The 14321-nt window shown below is 67.3% G+C and carries 13 protein-coding genes; 5 read left to right on the forward strand and 8 right to left on the reverse strand.

Annotation, left to right across the window (positions count from 1 at the left end):
- Positions 1–10: 10 nt before the first annotated feature.
- Positions 11–424 (reverse strand): hypothetical protein, encoded by a 414-nt coding sequence (locus IPZ69_RS36030; protein WP_235458906.1) that lies wholly within the window; start codon positions 422–424, stop codon positions 11–13.
- A 599-nt stretch (positions 425–1023) separates the two neighbouring features.
- On the opposite strand from IPZ69_RS36030, the gene IPZ69_RS36035 reads away from it, so the two are divergent.
- Both IPZ69_RS36035 and IPZ69_RS36040 read left to right on the forward strand, forming a co-directional pair.
- Positions 1024–1815: a hypothetical protein gene (locus IPZ69_RS36035; RefSeq protein ID WP_235458907.1), complete on the forward strand. Its 792-nt coding sequence runs from the start codon at positions 1024–1026 to the stop codon at positions 1813–1815.
- A gap of 180 nt (positions 1816–1995) precedes the next feature.
- Complete coding sequence (locus IPZ69_RS36040) at positions 1996–2676, forward strand: hypothetical protein (protein WP_235458908.1); 681 nt, start codon at positions 1996–1998, stop codon at positions 2674–2676.
- 12 nt (positions 2677–2688) lie between these two features.
- Here the strand turns inward: IPZ69_RS36040 and IPZ69_RS36045 are convergent, their stop codons facing one another.
- From IPZ69_RS36045 to IPZ69_RS36070, 6 genes are all read right to left on the reverse strand, one after another.
- Positions 2689–6309, reverse strand: coding sequence for a CHAT domain-containing protein (locus IPZ69_RS36045; RefSeq protein WP_235458909.1), 3621 nt, complete (start codon positions 6307–6309; stop codon positions 2689–2691).
- Positions 6310–6513: 204 nt separating this feature from the next.
- On the reverse strand, positions 6514–7434 hold the full coding sequence (locus tag IPZ69_RS36050; RefSeq protein ID WP_235458910.1) for a hypothetical protein: 921 nt from the start codon (positions 7432–7434) through the stop codon (positions 6514–6516).
- 473 nt (positions 7435–7907) lie between these two features.
- Complete coding sequence (locus tag IPZ69_RS36055) at positions 7908–8462, reverse strand: hypothetical protein (protein ID WP_235458911.1); 555 nt, start codon at positions 8460–8462, stop codon at positions 7908–7910.
- Between the two features lie 116 nt (positions 8463–8578).
- On the reverse strand, positions 8579–8764 hold the full coding sequence (locus IPZ69_RS36060; RefSeq protein WP_235458912.1) for a hypothetical protein: 186 nt from the start codon (positions 8762–8764) through the stop codon (positions 8579–8581).
- A 152-nt stretch (positions 8765–8916) separates the two neighbouring features.
- Positions 8917–9510 (reverse strand): hypothetical protein, encoded by a 594-nt coding sequence (locus tag IPZ69_RS36065; RefSeq protein ID WP_235458913.1) that lies wholly within the window; start codon positions 9508–9510, stop codon positions 8917–8919.
- Between the two features lie 76 nt (positions 9511–9586).
- Positions 9587–10711, reverse strand: coding sequence for a NucA/NucB deoxyribonuclease domain-containing protein (locus IPZ69_RS36070; protein WP_235458914.1), 1125 nt, complete (start codon positions 10709–10711; stop codon positions 9587–9589).
- Between the two features lie 396 nt (positions 10712–11107).
- On the opposite strand from IPZ69_RS36070, the gene IPZ69_RS36075 reads away from it, so the two are divergent.
- Complete coding sequence (locus IPZ69_RS36075; protein ID WP_235458915.1) at positions 11108–11374, forward strand: transposase; 267 nt, start codon at positions 11108–11110, stop codon at positions 11372–11374.
- 144 nt (positions 11375–11518) lie between these two features.
- Here IPZ69_RS36075 and IPZ69_RS36080 read toward each other — a convergent pair whose 3' ends face one another.
- The gene (locus IPZ69_RS36080; RefSeq protein ID WP_235458916.1) at positions 11519–12772 is read right to left on the reverse strand and encodes a hypothetical protein; all 1254 of its coding nucleotides are present in this window, start codon (positions 12770–12772) and stop codon (positions 11519–11521) included.
- Positions 12773–13057: 285 nt separating this feature from the next.
- Between IPZ69_RS36080 and IPZ69_RS36085 the strand changes: the two genes are divergently transcribed.
- Positions 13058–13465, forward strand: coding sequence for a hypothetical protein (locus IPZ69_RS36085; RefSeq protein ID WP_235458917.1), 408 nt, complete (start codon positions 13058–13060; stop codon positions 13463–13465).
- A 182-nt stretch (positions 13466–13647) separates the two neighbouring features.
- A complete protein-coding gene (locus IPZ69_RS36090; RefSeq protein ID WP_235458918.1) occupies positions 13648–14214 on the forward strand; it encodes a hypothetical protein in 567 nt (188 codons plus the stop codon).
- Positions 14215–14321: the final 107 nt, after the last annotated feature.

Here is a 14321-nt window from a genome sequence, read left to right on the forward strand (position 1 = left end):
GCGATTGGCCCTATGCCCAGTCCTCGTCATCAACGGGTTCGGGTTCTCGGATGTAGGCGAGGTCCAGGACATAGCGTTCGGTGACAGGGCAGTTGTCCCAGGCTTCGATCAGCCACCCGTCGGGAGTTTCGCTGGTGAGCTGGTCGAGGGTGCTGTCGTAGTAGTCGGCAGCCGCCTGACGATTGACCCACCAGGCGTGGCCCTCATAGACGCCGGGGCGCGGCAGGGTCATGTCGCCCGCAGGGCCAAGGGCGAGCTGGTTAACGACAAGGATGCCGGTCTCGGATTCGATGCTGATGTCGACGTGGCCTTCGGCCTCGGCCGGCACGGAGGGAGGGGTGTCCCAGATGCGGATGGTGACCTCGACGTCGATGTCCGGCTGGAGGCTGCGCAGGTACAGGTGGTAGCCGTCGCCGGCTACCACCTATCTGCGGGCGGCTGCCATGGCGTCGTCGTCGCCGAGATAGGCGTCCGCGTCGTAGACCTCCACGATGCGGCGGCCGGGGGCGGCTTTACAGCTGTACTCGGCCAGGAGTGCCATGGTGCTGGTGCCCTTCGGGGTCGACAGCGGCCGCCACACGGTGCCGGCACGCGCGGGTAGCGCAGGCCCGCAGGGGCGTCCTACCAGGATCGGACCTCAGTGGTGCGTGATCCACCAGTTCACGACCGCGACGGCGGCGGCTCCGGCGGAACCGGCGAGACCGAGCACAGCGCGACGGCCGGCTTCCCGCCACAGAGGACGCGGCGGCGCGATGTCGCGGGATCCGCTGCGCCGGACTGCGGGACTGCTTTGGGTGGGTGGCGTGGCGGTGGGCTTGCGGCGACGGACAGTCATGATCGTTTTCCCCTGGTTGCGGGACAGATGTGGATCGCCGGGCCCGGCGTTGGTTCGAGACTCGCTCGCACAGGGGGCAGTAATTCCAATTGCGGGGTGAGTGCGGCGGATTGAGCACTAACCTGCAGGTCGATCCCGTGCCGTGCGGCTGCCCGATCCACCCGTTTCAGGCACCCGAGGTGAACCGGATGGCTGGTACGGGGTCCGTACAGGACGGGGAGGCCATGGGAGTTCACCGGCAGACGCTGCACCGGCGGCTGCGGAAGCTACGCACCGACGCGGAGGCCGCACACCGGGCCCATGGCCGGGCCGGCGGGCTACAGAAGGCGCTGGAGAAACAGGTGCGCCTGACCAAGCTGCCAGGTGCTTCCTCGTTCGAGGGGAAGGTAGCCAGCCGCTGGACACCACGGCGTCCGGAGGACTTCAGCGCCCCACGCCCGGACAGCTTCGAGCAGGTGCTGGCCGTGGTCGCCGTCTGGGAATCCTGGATCGGCACCTCAACACTCACCCCTGAAAGCCACGTCCGTCCGGCCTGGCTACAGAGCGAGGCGTACAAGGACTGGAAGCGGCTGCTGGAGGATGCCCACCAGGAGACCATGGACACCCGCCGCCGCACCGAAGCTGCTTCCAGTGCCGAAGCCGAGGCAGATGCGGCCGTAACCCGCTACCGCCAGCGCCTGGTACAGGCCTACCGCCGGCTGAACCTCGACGTCCTCGGACCGGACGAACGGGCCGGTGAGCAGCCCGCGATCGGGCTGCACCAGGTGTTCGAGGCACCGCTGCTGGCGTGGGGTCCACCGCGCCCGGAGCTGCCGGCCCGGGTATGGCGGGAACTCGTGGAGCGCGGCGAGATGACCGAGGAGGACCTGCCGCCGAGGCTGCAGCTGGAGCAGGTCGACAAGTGGCGCAGAACCCGTACCGAGAGGCCACCGCAGCGGTGTTGGAAGCTGTGGCCTCACCGGAAGGCCAGCGGCTGGTAGTGCTGGGAGATCCAGGAGCAGGGATTGGCCCGCCCAGGCGTTCCACATGCGCCGTACACACGGCCGACCGTGCTCCACCGCCGCTGGCGCCGGGGTGCACCGGCGCCGCGCCACAAGCCCCGCTGTCCGGTCACCGATGTCAACACGACAATGGCACGGTAGCCAATACCCTGGGGGACCATGGAATTCGAAGTCGATGTGCCGGAACCGTCCTATGTCGAGCTGGAACTCGATCCCGTTCCTTTGCTCCACGGGCCGTTCGACCCGCACATCGTTCGGGAACGGGTCTATCTCGGCCACCCGACGGTGTGGCAGCTCACTCCCGACCAATTACCCGAGGATCTCAAGCCGTACGGGGAGCAGAACTCCCATCTCCGGACCTTCGGTCTCATGCTGCTGGACCTCAACTTCCGGCACATGGCCGGTGAACCGATCCTCATGGCGAGCCTCGAGGTAACAGTGAGCACCGGACCTCACGCACACACCAGACCCGGTGTCGTCCTGCGCATGTCTCCGCTCACGCTGAGCACCCCCCAGATCCGCAGTTCGAAGATCGCCTTCAAGGCCGACTTCGGTATGTTGAAGCCCGAGGCAGAGCACAGTCGCCAGGGAGAGGTGGGCGAGGCCTACCTGCTTACCGACGGCGTCGGTACGCCGTCCGTCCAGTGGTCGTTCCGCCGCGTTGCCCCGCAGGAACTGGACCACCCGCATCAGCTCACGCTCATCGTCGACACGCCCAAAGGCGTGCGATGCGATGCCGTGCTGTCCTTGTCCGCAACCATCAGAAAGAAGCGTGTCGGCTTCCTCCACTTCAAGGCGCGGATCCCACACTTCCTCGCAGTGACGGAGCTGACACGATAGGGGCGCCCACGCTCAGTCCCAGCTGCCGATGTAGGTGAATGCCCCCCAGTCCCTGTAGGCCGGGCAGCGCTGCCGGGTCAACAGCTGAGCAGTGCGGAATGCAGCCCGTTTCCCGTCGCCAGCACTCAGACACATGTAGAGCCGTTCGAAGAAAGTCGATGCGGCATCGGCTGTCACGGGCCACAGGGCACCGATGACCGTGGATGCTCCCGCCAGCAGAAAGGCGGCAGGCAGGCCGCGCAGGTTGTCGTTGAGGTCGTAACGGCCCATGGCCGACTCGCAGGCGCTGAGAGTGACCAGGTCGACTGCGCTCAGATCCGCCTGTGCGACCTGGAAGGCGAACAGCCTGCCGTCGTTGTCGGGGTCGGGATTGAGATAGAGACACTGGAACCAGGCGGCTTCCGCGTCGTGTGACCCGTGCGCGGCAATATGCAGGTGGGTGGCATGCTCGGCAGCCGCTAACAGGCTCGACGGGGTGACCTCGGCGTCGACGAGCAGTCGGCTAGGCCGTACCCGGGCGGCGAGGTTCTGCACGTGTTCGCTCACCGCGGCTTGCACGGTCAGTCCGAAGCCCGGGTGACTGGTGCGGGTACCGGCGAACACGATCCGGCGTTCCGCCAACGCCGACGGTGCGCTGGCCAGGACAGCGGGGGTCGGGATCGTCGTCACTGTCCAGTCGTCGGCCAGTGGACGGCCGTCGTGGTGCAGGAGATGGAACGGAACGTAGTGCAGTGGGCCGTGCGGCCATACGCACAGGTGTGTCCTGCCCTCGGCACGCCAGCGCGCCAGAGCTTCCGCCGGGGGACCGCCGAACCGGCCGTAGTGGCGTTCGAGCAGCCCCTTGGCATGCGGGCCGACCGATCGACTGTGCGCGTCGGCGGTGAGGCGGAGACGCAGTTCGGCCACATCGACGGCCAGCGGATGAAACCGCAACAGCTGGTCTCCACTCCCGATCCCGACCACGCCGGCCATCCCATTCATACGCAGCAGGTACGTCTGCCAGCCGTCGGCAGTCATCGTGAACATGGTGAGGCAGGAGTTGTTGACCGGAACTTCTTGCGTGGCCGTGCCCGACAGCTCTCCCAAGAACAGGGAGACGAGTACCGTGTCCTTCGGAAGCAGGTCCCTGATCCGATCAAGTTCGGTGATGGGATGCCGCGTCGAGAGGCCAGGGTGGTCTGAAGTCAGCAGATCCGTCAGCAGGTCGCTCGTGACGGATCGGTCGAACGCCTTGCGCAGGCTCGCCATGGAACCATCCTCGCGGGAGTCCGGCGCCGACTCGCCGAGCGTCACGTAGTACAGCGCGGATGTGCCGCTCGGCACCCACTCAACGCTCTCCTCGATCTCGTCGATCCGCGGGGGGACGTACGGCCCCAGGGCCGCCTCGCGGGCGCGGATCTCCTGGAGCAACTGCGAGGAAAGCAGGCCGATGTTCCGACGCCGGGCGTTGTCGAGCAAGATGCCGACGTCAACTCCTTTGAACATGCAGTGATGTATGAAGGTCAGGAAGCTGTCCGAAACTCGCAGCCTCTGGTCGACCAGAACGCCGAACCCATGGACGAAATCCTCGTGCTCCGGCGTTCTGGACGGCGTGAGTGAACGCATCACGGGATTGAGTGCCGCGAGCAGGAGCGAGGCTAGGAGGTCTGATTCCTCCGACTGCTCACCGGGTCCGCAGCGACGGAAGACCTCGTGGGCGAAGGCCTGCATCAGCGTCGCGGGGAGGCGCAAGTGCTCCACAAGTCGCCCCAGGTCCTCAGCTATGTCGTCGTACGCCAGGAGCGCCTCGCGCAGCCTGCCCGACTCGGCGAGCAGTCCCGCGTACCGGCGCCCAGCGCTGACCGATATGTGGAGCATCAGCCATTTGTGTGCTCCGGCGAACACCGGGTCCAACTCCGACACCTTGTCCAGCAGAGCCATCGCTACGGGAATGTCGGCGTCCCGGACATGGCTGATCACGTGGAGCAGGGTCGCGGCAGCAGCGGAGGGTGATCGCTGGTGGATCGCCGGTAACTGCGGAAGGGAATTCTCTACCGCAACTCTGTCGCCCTTGTAGTGCTTGCCCGGACAAGGGAACGTGTTCTCCGGGAACCGGTGCACAATCATGTCGTAATAGCCAAGGATCAACCGCCGGTCGGCCACGTCGTCCAAGATCTCCTCCGCACTCGCCTTGAGCTCGGAGAGGATGTCGGGAGCGCTCACGAACTCCCCCAGCATGATCAGGGTCCTCAGGGCATCACCGGGCCCGTGCGTAGCTCTGAGTTCGTTGACCGGGGAGGCGAGCAGGTCGGAAAGGTGGCGCGGCTTGGGTATGACACCGTATCTGACCAACAGCTCGATAAGGATCATGCGGTCTTCCGGAGCTTTCTCACCGTCTAGGTGGTCAAGCGCTTCCCTAGCCGTGTCGAGCATCAGGTCTTCGAACTCGAAGTCCTCGCCGTAGCCGCCCACGGCCCACAGGAAGTCCAGTGCCAGTACCTTCTTGAACAGGCAGAGCCCTCTGATGTGACCCCGGGCCGTGGTCAGCGCCTTGTCGAGGTAGGCGAGTGCGGCGTCTGCGGCCCGGACCGGAGACGGCATGGGGATCTTCTCCGCGTCCTCGCGGACCTGGAGGTCTCCCTGCAAGAAGTGATAGGGCTCGTCCGAGTCCGGGGTCGGCCGCACAAGACGGCGCCCGGGGCCGACGACATCGACCCAGTTGTTGAGCGTTTCCCATACCGCCTGCTTGTCGTAGTTCGCCAGGTAGGGGCCCAGAACGAGCGCTGCCGCTCCCTGCAGCGTGTCGGCCAACTCCTGTTCCTCGCGCTTGATCAGGGCCGCCCGGACCCGAGGGCGGAAGCGGCGCCTACGCAGATCGTGGAGCCGCTCGTCCAGGATCGCGATCTGACGGGAAACCACCTCGACGGCCTCGTGGAGCCGGTCGCCGTCGGCCACGTAGCTCAACCGTTGGCGTGTCGCCTCTACATACACGTCTGCGGCCTGCCACCACGGCGAGTCCCGGTCCTCTCCCCATCGGGCCGCGGCTGCAAGGACCGTGAGGCGCGCCAGCACGGACGCGCGTTCCATGTCGTGATTCAGGTCGGCCATGACCAGTCGTTGGGCGGCCACTACATCGTCCTCGGCAAGCTCGGTCCAGTCTCGGCCCACCACGTGCGAAACCGCGAAGCGGTACGTGACGATCCGTCCGGTCACCCGGCCGGCCAGTTCGAAGAGCTCGGCTGTGGGCGACTTCGGCTCCATCGCGCACCTTTCGGGATCCTGTCCCCGGAGCATGCCCTGGCGCCCAGACCGACATGCCCGCCTGTCCCGCTCCCCGCCGGGCTGGTTCCCGATGCCACGCTGCGCGGCACGGTCGGGGCTCCCGGCCGCACCGACCGCGCGCACATCGGCCGGGAGGCGGGCCGCGTCTAAGGGCATGACCAGGAGCACGCCCACGTCGGCGAGCGGCGCCACCTTCACCGGGTGGCCAGGGCAGACGAGCGCGCCGACCCGGTCGAGCGGGACCGGTGACCGTACGGCGGCGACGCGGACCGGCAGCTCGGCGGCGAACCAGAGGAGCCGCAGTGCCCGGGCCCGGGCGGCCTCGTCACTGTCGGGGCTGATGACCAGTTCGACAAGGGCGGGGTCGGCCATGGTGGTGCGGGTGGGGCCGTACGGCGGGCCGGGGCGTTCCAGCCAGACCGTGCCTTGCAGAGGTATTGACGGGTTCAATGAGGCGGGCTCGCTGCAGGCGGACGTCGCCCAGGCCGTCGACTCCGGCTCGACTCTCCTTGCCACGCCGCCGGCTCCCAGCGGAAACGACGTTGTGGGGGGAGGAGCCGCTCATCTCCGGCCCGGTCACTCTTGCTGGTGTTCCGGGCCCCCGAAGTCCGGACTGGTGTAGTCGGGGCTGGTGAAGCTCGGGCGCGATCCCCAGGCCGAGCCGTCGTCGGGGTTGCTGAAGCCCGGGCGGTCGAAGCCGAGACGAGGCATGCGGCCGGTCGGCGCCGAAGGTGCCGTACGGTGCAGGTCGGCCGCCGTGCCGGGGGTATCGAGGGCATACTGCAGGAAGGGGAAGATGCCGCGCTCCAGCAGGGCCTCACGCCAGGTCGCCCTGGCCCGCTCCATCTCGCCGCTCAGTTCGCCATATGGCCCCGAATGGAGCGAGGGAGCGTTGCGCAGGGCGGTGAGAAGGAGTCCTACCGCAGCAGCGAGGACCGCGGCCGCGGTCGCGGCGCCGAACACCCAACCAGTTGTGATCATGGTTCGGGCCAACGCTGACTGGGGTTGGGCTACCGTCAGGAGATACCCAACGAGGAGCAGCATTGCGGCGGCTGTGCCGGCGCAGACAGGGGCCAGCACCGCGACGACAGCAACAGCGCCCACACGCTCAGTCTCGGTCTCGGCGGCCTCACCAAGCGTGGCGGCGAGCCCCATCCGGTCCGCGTCCGGCTCCGTAGCGCCTGACGCGGCTACGGAGGACGGGGTGGACAATGCCCGGTCGCGCAGTTCCTCGCGGACCTTCACGTAGTGCTGGTACTCGGGCGCCGCGGCCGCCGTGATGAGTGCGGTGGCGTTGAGCGCCATGGTGCGCAGCTGTTGGAGGGTGAGCCGCTGTCCCACAGCGGCCAGTTCCGGTCGGTTTGGTGCGGAGCGCAGCGCCTCGTCGAGGATCCGTTCGTATTCCGGGCGGTCTTCGCTCAACAAATGCTGCGGAACCGCCCCCTGCCACCGCGAGCCGTATTCCTGGCGGTCCTCGCCGGGCAGGCGTTGCGGCACGGCGCCGCCTTCGTACCCGGGATGTCCCTTCTGCTGGGGCCGTGGCCGTGCGCTTGGTGTGTGCGGCGGCGGGGTGGGGCTGCTCGTCCGTGCTGTCGCTTTCCGTCCTTCATTCCGCGCAGATGCGCCGGACGCCTTCGCTGGGTGCCTCCAGATGCGCAGGGCTGACGTGAGCAGACGGCGACCAAGGGGAGGCCGGTGCGGGGTTGAGACGTCACTTGGCCGTGCTTCAGCGCGGTCCATGTCGGCTGGCGGTGCTTCAGGCGGTTCAGAAGCTTCAGGCGGTTCAGAGGCTTCAGGCGCTTCGGGGGCTTCGGGGGCTTCGGGGGCGCTAGCAGGCGAAGGAACGGGCGGAACGACGGTCTGCACCCGAGTGGCAGCGGGCCTGGACGGCACAGCGGCCGGCCGAAAGCCTGGGGACCGTCGTGAGAAGACGGCCAGGACGCGGCCGGTGAAGGACTCAGCAGCCAGGGTCATACCTGCCCCCCGGCGTCCGCTGGTCCCTGTGGCGCGGTGATGCCGGTACCTGGCTGCGGAATGTGTGTGGTGCTACCGCCAGGTGGCGTCGGGCCAGGAACACCATTGGTCGGCCCATGACCGTTTGGATATTGCTGAACGGTTTGCTGTTGTGCCTCCTCAACCACACCGCCCAAGGCAGCCCGGCCGGCGCTCTTGACCGCTAGGGGCACCAGCGAGGCAAGTTGCTGCACGACTGACAGCGCCCCTAGGCCGACCATGTAGGCCACGAGCGGGTTCACACTGTGCGGGTACGTCGCGGCGAGTGCGCCTGTCGGCGCCCCGCTTACGAACAACCGCAGCACTGCGGCAACGCAGTAACCTTGCCAGCCGGGCGCGGGTAACTGCTCCTCTCCCGGCCGCACATCGGGCTGGCGCCGCGGAGGTTCGATCGTGTCCGGCTGCACGTTCCATGGCATCTTGCGGTGCCACTTGATGGACTTGATGACGTCAACGGCCTCCATGGTGGCGCCACCAGCCACCCCCACCCACGCGGCCATCAACCAGTCCATGAGCCGAGATTAGAAGGCGGCACAGCGTCAGGGAACGGCATCGCGGTTTTCGTACCAAGCGCAAGAGGCAGGCTCGGCGGATTCCCGTTGAGCCCGCTATGTGCTTGTCCGGACGTCTACGAGTCCACGAGGTATGTCTTCTCCCCCGCCATCAGCGGCGCATCGGCGGGCCCTTTGATGTAGGGGCCGCGCCAGATCACCCGGTGTTCCTGACGGCTGGGGTACCACTGCCGGACCTTGTGCATCCGCACCGGCCACCGGTGGTGGTAGACCCGCGCCTTCCTCTCGGCGGTTGGATCCATGGCACGCGGGGAGGGGCCCTGCCGGGCTGACTCCGATGGTCAAGCAGAGAGGTTTTCGAAGATGATTTCACTGCTGGCGGTGATCGTCGGCGCGGTGATCGCGCTTGCCGTGACGCTCCTCGCGGAGATCATCCGGACACACGGCTCGGTGGTTAGCCACGTTTCAGGTGACGCAGAAGCCGTGCCCGTTCGGCTGTGATAGGCGGCTTGGGAGCTGGCTCCTGTTCGGGGGAAGGTTGAGGCTTCCCTGGCGTCTCACCGGCATTGATGCGCAGCGCCTCTTCGATCCTCTCACTGGTGCGGAGAACCTCGGACGCCGCCTGTTCCTGGGGCCAGATGGTGATGAGATAGTCCTCGACCGGTTCTTGGCTGACACCGTCCGGGTTGACTGAACGGCCCCGAGCGTGGACACGCATCCGGTACCAGCCTGGCCCGCAGGGATTGAGCACCGGAAGATCATCGGGTGTGATCTCGTAGCCGGAGTGGATGCGCAGATCTCCAAGGACGGACTGCACACTGATCTCGACGATCTCGTCCCAGGAGGACGTATCCACAGGCGGTGCGGCGTCAAGGACATCGGCGCGCACGCGGACGTTTCCGGTGTTGATGCCGGTGAGGATCCATGCTCCGTACTGCATAGGAGCGGCGAGACCGTTCGACCAGCGCGCTGTTTCCACTGGCTCCTCGGCCTCGTCCGAGACGGCGAACATTCCTTCGTTGACGAACATGACAGACGATGTGGTCACGTCTGCGAGGCTACCGGGGGGAAGGGAAAAGATGCAGGCGCTGCGGAGAACCCGCAGCACCCGCATCCTGAGGTGGTCAGTTGCCGATCAGGACCCGGAAGGGGTCTCCGTCAAGCATCCGTTCGGCCTTGTAGAAGCCGCTGTTCTTCCCGCCCTGGTAGTCCTGGTCTGCCTCGCTGATCATGCAGGCACTCGCGCCCTTGGGCCCCGTACGCGAGGGCACTCCTCGGATGGAGCATCCCGGGAAGCTGCGACGCTCGCCACCGGCGGACAGGCCCTGCTTCGACGTGGCCACGGGATATTCGTCGCAGGTCTTCCCGTGGGGCCGTGTCTCACGGGGCGGGCATGCCCGGTCCCGGTTCCGGGCAATCGTTGTCGCGTTGGTCGTCCGGGTCAGGGGGCGCTTGAAGGTAGCCCCCGGCAGGCCCGAGTTCTGGGCGCGAGTGATGTGGGATGCGAGTTCTGGTGCCCTGCTCTTGCTGTAGATGAGCGCAGAGGCGTACCACGGCACGACGCAGCCGACCCGAGACCGGCCCGCGGTGGCGTTGTCGCATCGGAACTCGTTGAGTTTGTATGTGGTTGTTGCCGGGGTGTAGGGCGCGTTCGTAAAGGTCAGCGTCCATGTGGTGGCGCAGTGGCCGATCGCGCCCTGGCGGGTGGCCGTGGTGTCGAAGAACGACTCGCCCAGCTTCCATGAATTCAGCGGGGCCAGCTTCTTCGAGGGGAACGTTGACTCGGTGACCTTGCACGCGCCGCTCTTGGTGGCCTTACCACTGATGGACGCCTTCATGGCGTCGCCCCAGCCGCTGTAGGCAGACACTTCGATCTGATAGGCCCACGTGGGCAGCCCGGAGTCGCCGTAGCTGTAGTTGATGACGTTCATCTCGGCCTTGCCGGTCGTCTGCCGCTGGCCATTCACGGTGCGGTACGTCTCGTAGCTCAGGCCGGCGACCCAGCAAACGGCTTCCCGGGTCCCAAGGATCCGACCGCGGGCGTCCTCACACCACTGCGGGGGGTTCACGCCCGCCTGAGGGGTGGGACTCCCGTGAAGAAGCGTCGACTGCCTACTGGCCGGGATCGGCCGCAGGCATGCCCCCGCCCCGTCAGCGTTTGGGGTCGAGCAGTTCTCGGCCGCAGCTTGGATGTCGCGGTTCTCAGCGGGCTTGGCCGCCGGCTCGGAACCCAGGCCAGTCACGGCCACAGGCCGAGGCTTGGCGGCATGCAGTGCGGTTGCCGGATCAGCAGCGGCCGGACCTGCCGGGAGCATTGCGCCGAGTACCCCAGCCGCTGCGACAGCGGATAACAGCAATCTCTTCAAGTGCAAAACTTCCCCCTGAAGTTGCCTCCTTGATGAGGCGCGCCTTTGAGCCACCCCACCATTGCTGCGATCCCATCACAGCCGCCACATCGATAACAGGGCTCTCTGAGACGCGCGTTGGCCGTTTGCAAGCCAGAATCCGCGCTGCTGCACTTCCACCGCGCGCCGACTTGACCGACACGACACCAACTCGCTATGTCTATGACCGGGGCCTCCCCCTGAGTGGTGGACACGCTGATACTGGATCTGCTTGATCCGGAGGAAGCGAGAAGACCGCCGATGGCGATGAAGGACTACCGGGACGAGTTCAAGGCCGATGCCGTGGCCCTGTACGAGTCCGCGCCCGGGGCGACACACAAGAGCATCGCCGCTGACCCGGGCATCAACAGGGCCACCCTGCGTGAGTGGGTGCTGCGGGACCGCGAACACCGCGGTGTTGCCGCCGCTGCCCCGCCTGCGGGCGGGACGCCCGCGGCCCGCGCCGAGCAGTCGGCATCGTCCGCCGATCCGGACGAGCGGATCGCCGCGGGGAGGCAGAAGCCCTGATCGGAATCGCTGCCGGCCTTCTCCGGGCCGTCCCAGCTCCCGGCATGTGACCATTCGCTGGCCAGGCGGCGGGGGGACTCGCCGCCGCTCATGCCTACCCCAGCCGACGACCTGACGGGCGCAGCCGCCGCGGTCACACCCGGTCTACGAGTCCACCAGATACGCCTTCTCGCCCGTCATCAGCGGCGCATCGGCGGGCCCCTTGATGTAGGGGCCGCGCCAGATCACGCGGTGTTCTTGACGGCTGGGGTACCACTGCCTCACCTTGTGCATCCGCACCGGCCACCGGTGGTGGTACACCCGCTTGGTCTCCCCCGCCGCATCCGACGGGCGGGGAGAGGGCGCAGCGAGCCGGATAACCCGCACATCGGGGTCCCGCGGTTCAGAGCCGTCAGGCCCGTTTGCGGCTGTGCGCACCCCGGGTGCGGCCTGAGACGGGCCGACGGCCGTCACGCCCTGGGCGATCAGCCGCCAGAAGGCGAACATGTAGCGGCCCACAAAGTCGTCGTACGGGTCCTCCACATGGCCGCCGCCCCACTCCCCTATCTCGGGGACCGGCTCGGAGCGCCACCCGGAGGCCTGGGTGAGAGCCTTCTGGAGCTGGCGGTGGTGCTCGGACAGATCTGCAAGTACCTCACTGCTTTCCTCCGCCAGGCACGCATCACCCCGCATCCCGTACATGCCGTCCGGCATCAGCGGCGGCAGCGGACTTCCGGAAGCGCGCGCCTGGGAGACTGCCTGCTGCCATCCAGGCGGCTGCACGGGCCCGTCCCGGTCCATGAACGTCGTCACCCGCACGCCGGGGTACTGGGCGGAGGGCAGGATCTGGTGCTGGGTGATGAACTGCCAGCCGAAAGCCTTGGTGTCCGACAGGGAGCCGGTGCGATTGACGACCACGACCGGCTCGGGCAGCACCAGCAGCCCGGTGGGCACAAGGATGTCCCGGTCACGGTCCAGCGTGCTGACGTCGGCCGGCTCAAGGGTGGCGGCCGCCGCCATGACCGCAGCGTGCGCGGCCGGAGAGATGACGAGAACCTCGGCCTGCCGCAGCAGTTTCCCCATCTGGCGTATCTCCCACGCGGCCGCCTCCCGCGGCTCCCGCGGCCACGGCGGCCGGTAGCCCTGCTTGCCCAGCGTCATCGACAGCGCCGCATCCCACTCCAGGCCCTCGGGCCGGGCGGCCATGTCCGCGAGATCGCTGTGCAACAGCACGCCGCGCAGTTCGGTGATGACGTTGTTCATGTTGGAAGCGAGCATCATCTGCACCCACGGATTGCCGGCCAGACACCGCTGTGTCTCCTCCCGCAGGCGGTGCGCCGCCCGTGCCGCACTCGCCGCCGTCCACTGCCCGGCCTTGTCCCTGCTGCGCTCCCGCTTGGCCCGGCTCGCCTTCCCCACCCCGCAGCCTCCCCCCACGACGGCCGATGCCAAAAGCCGTACCCCACCTCTCTCCGCACGACACGACGCGATCCGGTCGCGCTATGGAGTTCTCGGTGAGACCGCACACCAACACATCTGTCATCGAGTGGAGTTGGGCAGAGCTGTCCCTATCCTGCGGTCAGGGCAATTTCATCGACTCCGGCAGGAGGCCCTCTGACTCCAGCAACTCCACGATCTCCGCGGGCACACCCTCGTACTCCCGCGCACGGCGCCTGCTCTCAGCAGCCGCTCGGGCCCTTGCCTATGCACCGGGTCCTCCGTAAACGCATCGACCACGCACGCGCCCGCCAAGCCGCCCAAGGCCATCAGGACCGGCAGAGCGGAAGGAAGGTCTCCGCCGCCAGCAAGCAGACCGACCTCCTGCTCGCGCGCCAGGAGATCAAGCGATTCCAAAGCGAGAACGACCACCTGCGGCAACAGGCCCGACTTCACCTCGGACAGCAGGTCGAACAACTCGGCAACCACGACCTGGTCGACCGCATCAACGAACTCACCGAGGAGAACCTCTGGCTGTCCGCAGTGGAACGGCAGACGGCCACCAAGAACGCAGAGCTCCAGCAACAAGTCACCGCGCTCGAGAACGACCTCGCCGCCGCCCGCACCAGCCTCCGCATGATCCGTAATGAGAACCGGCTTCAATCCAGCCCCTGAAGCGTCGGTCGACAGCGCTCATGGAAATATGCCCCAGGCGGGGTGGTGCTGACCTCCTCAGACGAACCAGGCGAAGGGTTGCTTACGTGGGGGACATATCGGCCGAGCGGCGTCGCATTCTGCAGTCACCTCCGCCCGAGCTCGTCGCGGAGGCGGCTGCGAACCCGGGCGGGTCGGTTGCGGTGATCGATCCTGACCTCATTGGCGACCCCAACGGCTACGTCCCGGGGGAAGCCGTCCAGGGTGTCTGGCGGGTCGGCGAGGACGGGAAGCTGACCGGCGAGTTCGTGGAGAATCCGAACTACGGCCCACCCAAGGACGACTTCACCAAGCTCACGGATTCCAAGCACTGGCTGGACTGGCTCGGTGAACAACCCGCCGTCGCGGTGCGCGACTCCATCGCGGGGATCTTGGACGAGCAGGTCCCTGGAGCGGTTCTGGAGTGGATCAAGGTCCTCGACGTTCCGCGCTACCTCACCGGAGGCCGCCCCCGACCGGACGATGCGAGCCACATGATCGTGACCCGGGCCGGCATCGCCCTGCCCTTCGCGCTCTCCGTGACCAGCCCCGGACACAAACGGGAGATCCTCCAGGGCGCGTTTTCCTGGGTCGCCGTCAGACTCGACCAGCCCAGCAAACGCAAGGACCGGGTCTGGCTCGACCTACGAGCTGACCTGGACTGGGCCGAGACGGAACTCCGCAAACGGATCTACCTCGTCGGCCAGGACCCAGCCGCCGACACCACCTGAAACCCCGCCTCGTCCGAGTCGGCGGCATCCCCGATCCCCTCTCACAGCCGGGGGGTCGGCTTGCTCGGGCCCGACGGGCAGGAGGAGTGGGGGGAGAGCCCAGCGCC

Source organism: Streptomyces olivochromogenes (assembly GCF_021538895.1).
Taxonomy (GTDB): Bacteria; Actinomycetota; Actinomycetes; order Streptomycetales; family Streptomycetaceae; genus Streptomyces; species Streptomyces olivochromogenes_A.

What these genes read in the sequence shown, in the direction of transcription:
- IPZ69_RS36035 (WP_235458907.1), top strand. Translation starts at nt 1,024, where the DNA reads ATGGCTGGTACGGGGTCCGTACAGGACGGGGAGGCCATGGGAGTTCAC.
- IPZ69_RS36040 (WP_235458908.1), top strand. Translation starts at nt 1,996, where the DNA reads ATGGAATTCGAAGTCGATGTGCCGGAACCGTCCTATGTCGAGCTGGAA.
- IPZ69_RS36045 (WP_235458909.1), bottom strand. Translation starts at nt 6,309, where the DNA reads ATGGCCGACCCCGCCCTTGTCGAACTGGTCATCAGCCCCGACAGTGAC.
- IPZ69_RS36055 (WP_235458911.1), bottom strand. Translation starts at nt 8,462, where the DNA reads ATGGACTGGTTGATGGCCGCGTGGGTGGGGGTGGCTGGTGGCGCCACC.
- IPZ69_RS36060 (WP_235458912.1), bottom strand. Translation starts at nt 8,764, where the DNA reads ATGGATCCAACCGCCGAGAGGAAGGCGCGGGTCTACCACCACCGGTGG.
- IPZ69_RS36075 (WP_235458915.1), top strand. Translation starts at nt 11,108, where the DNA reads ATGGCGATGAAGGACTACCGGGACGAGTTCAAGGCCGATGCCGTGGCC.
- IPZ69_RS36085 (WP_235458917.1), top strand. Translation starts at nt 13,058, where the DNA reads ATGCACCGGGTCCTCCGTAAACGCATCGACCACGCACGCGCCCGCCAA.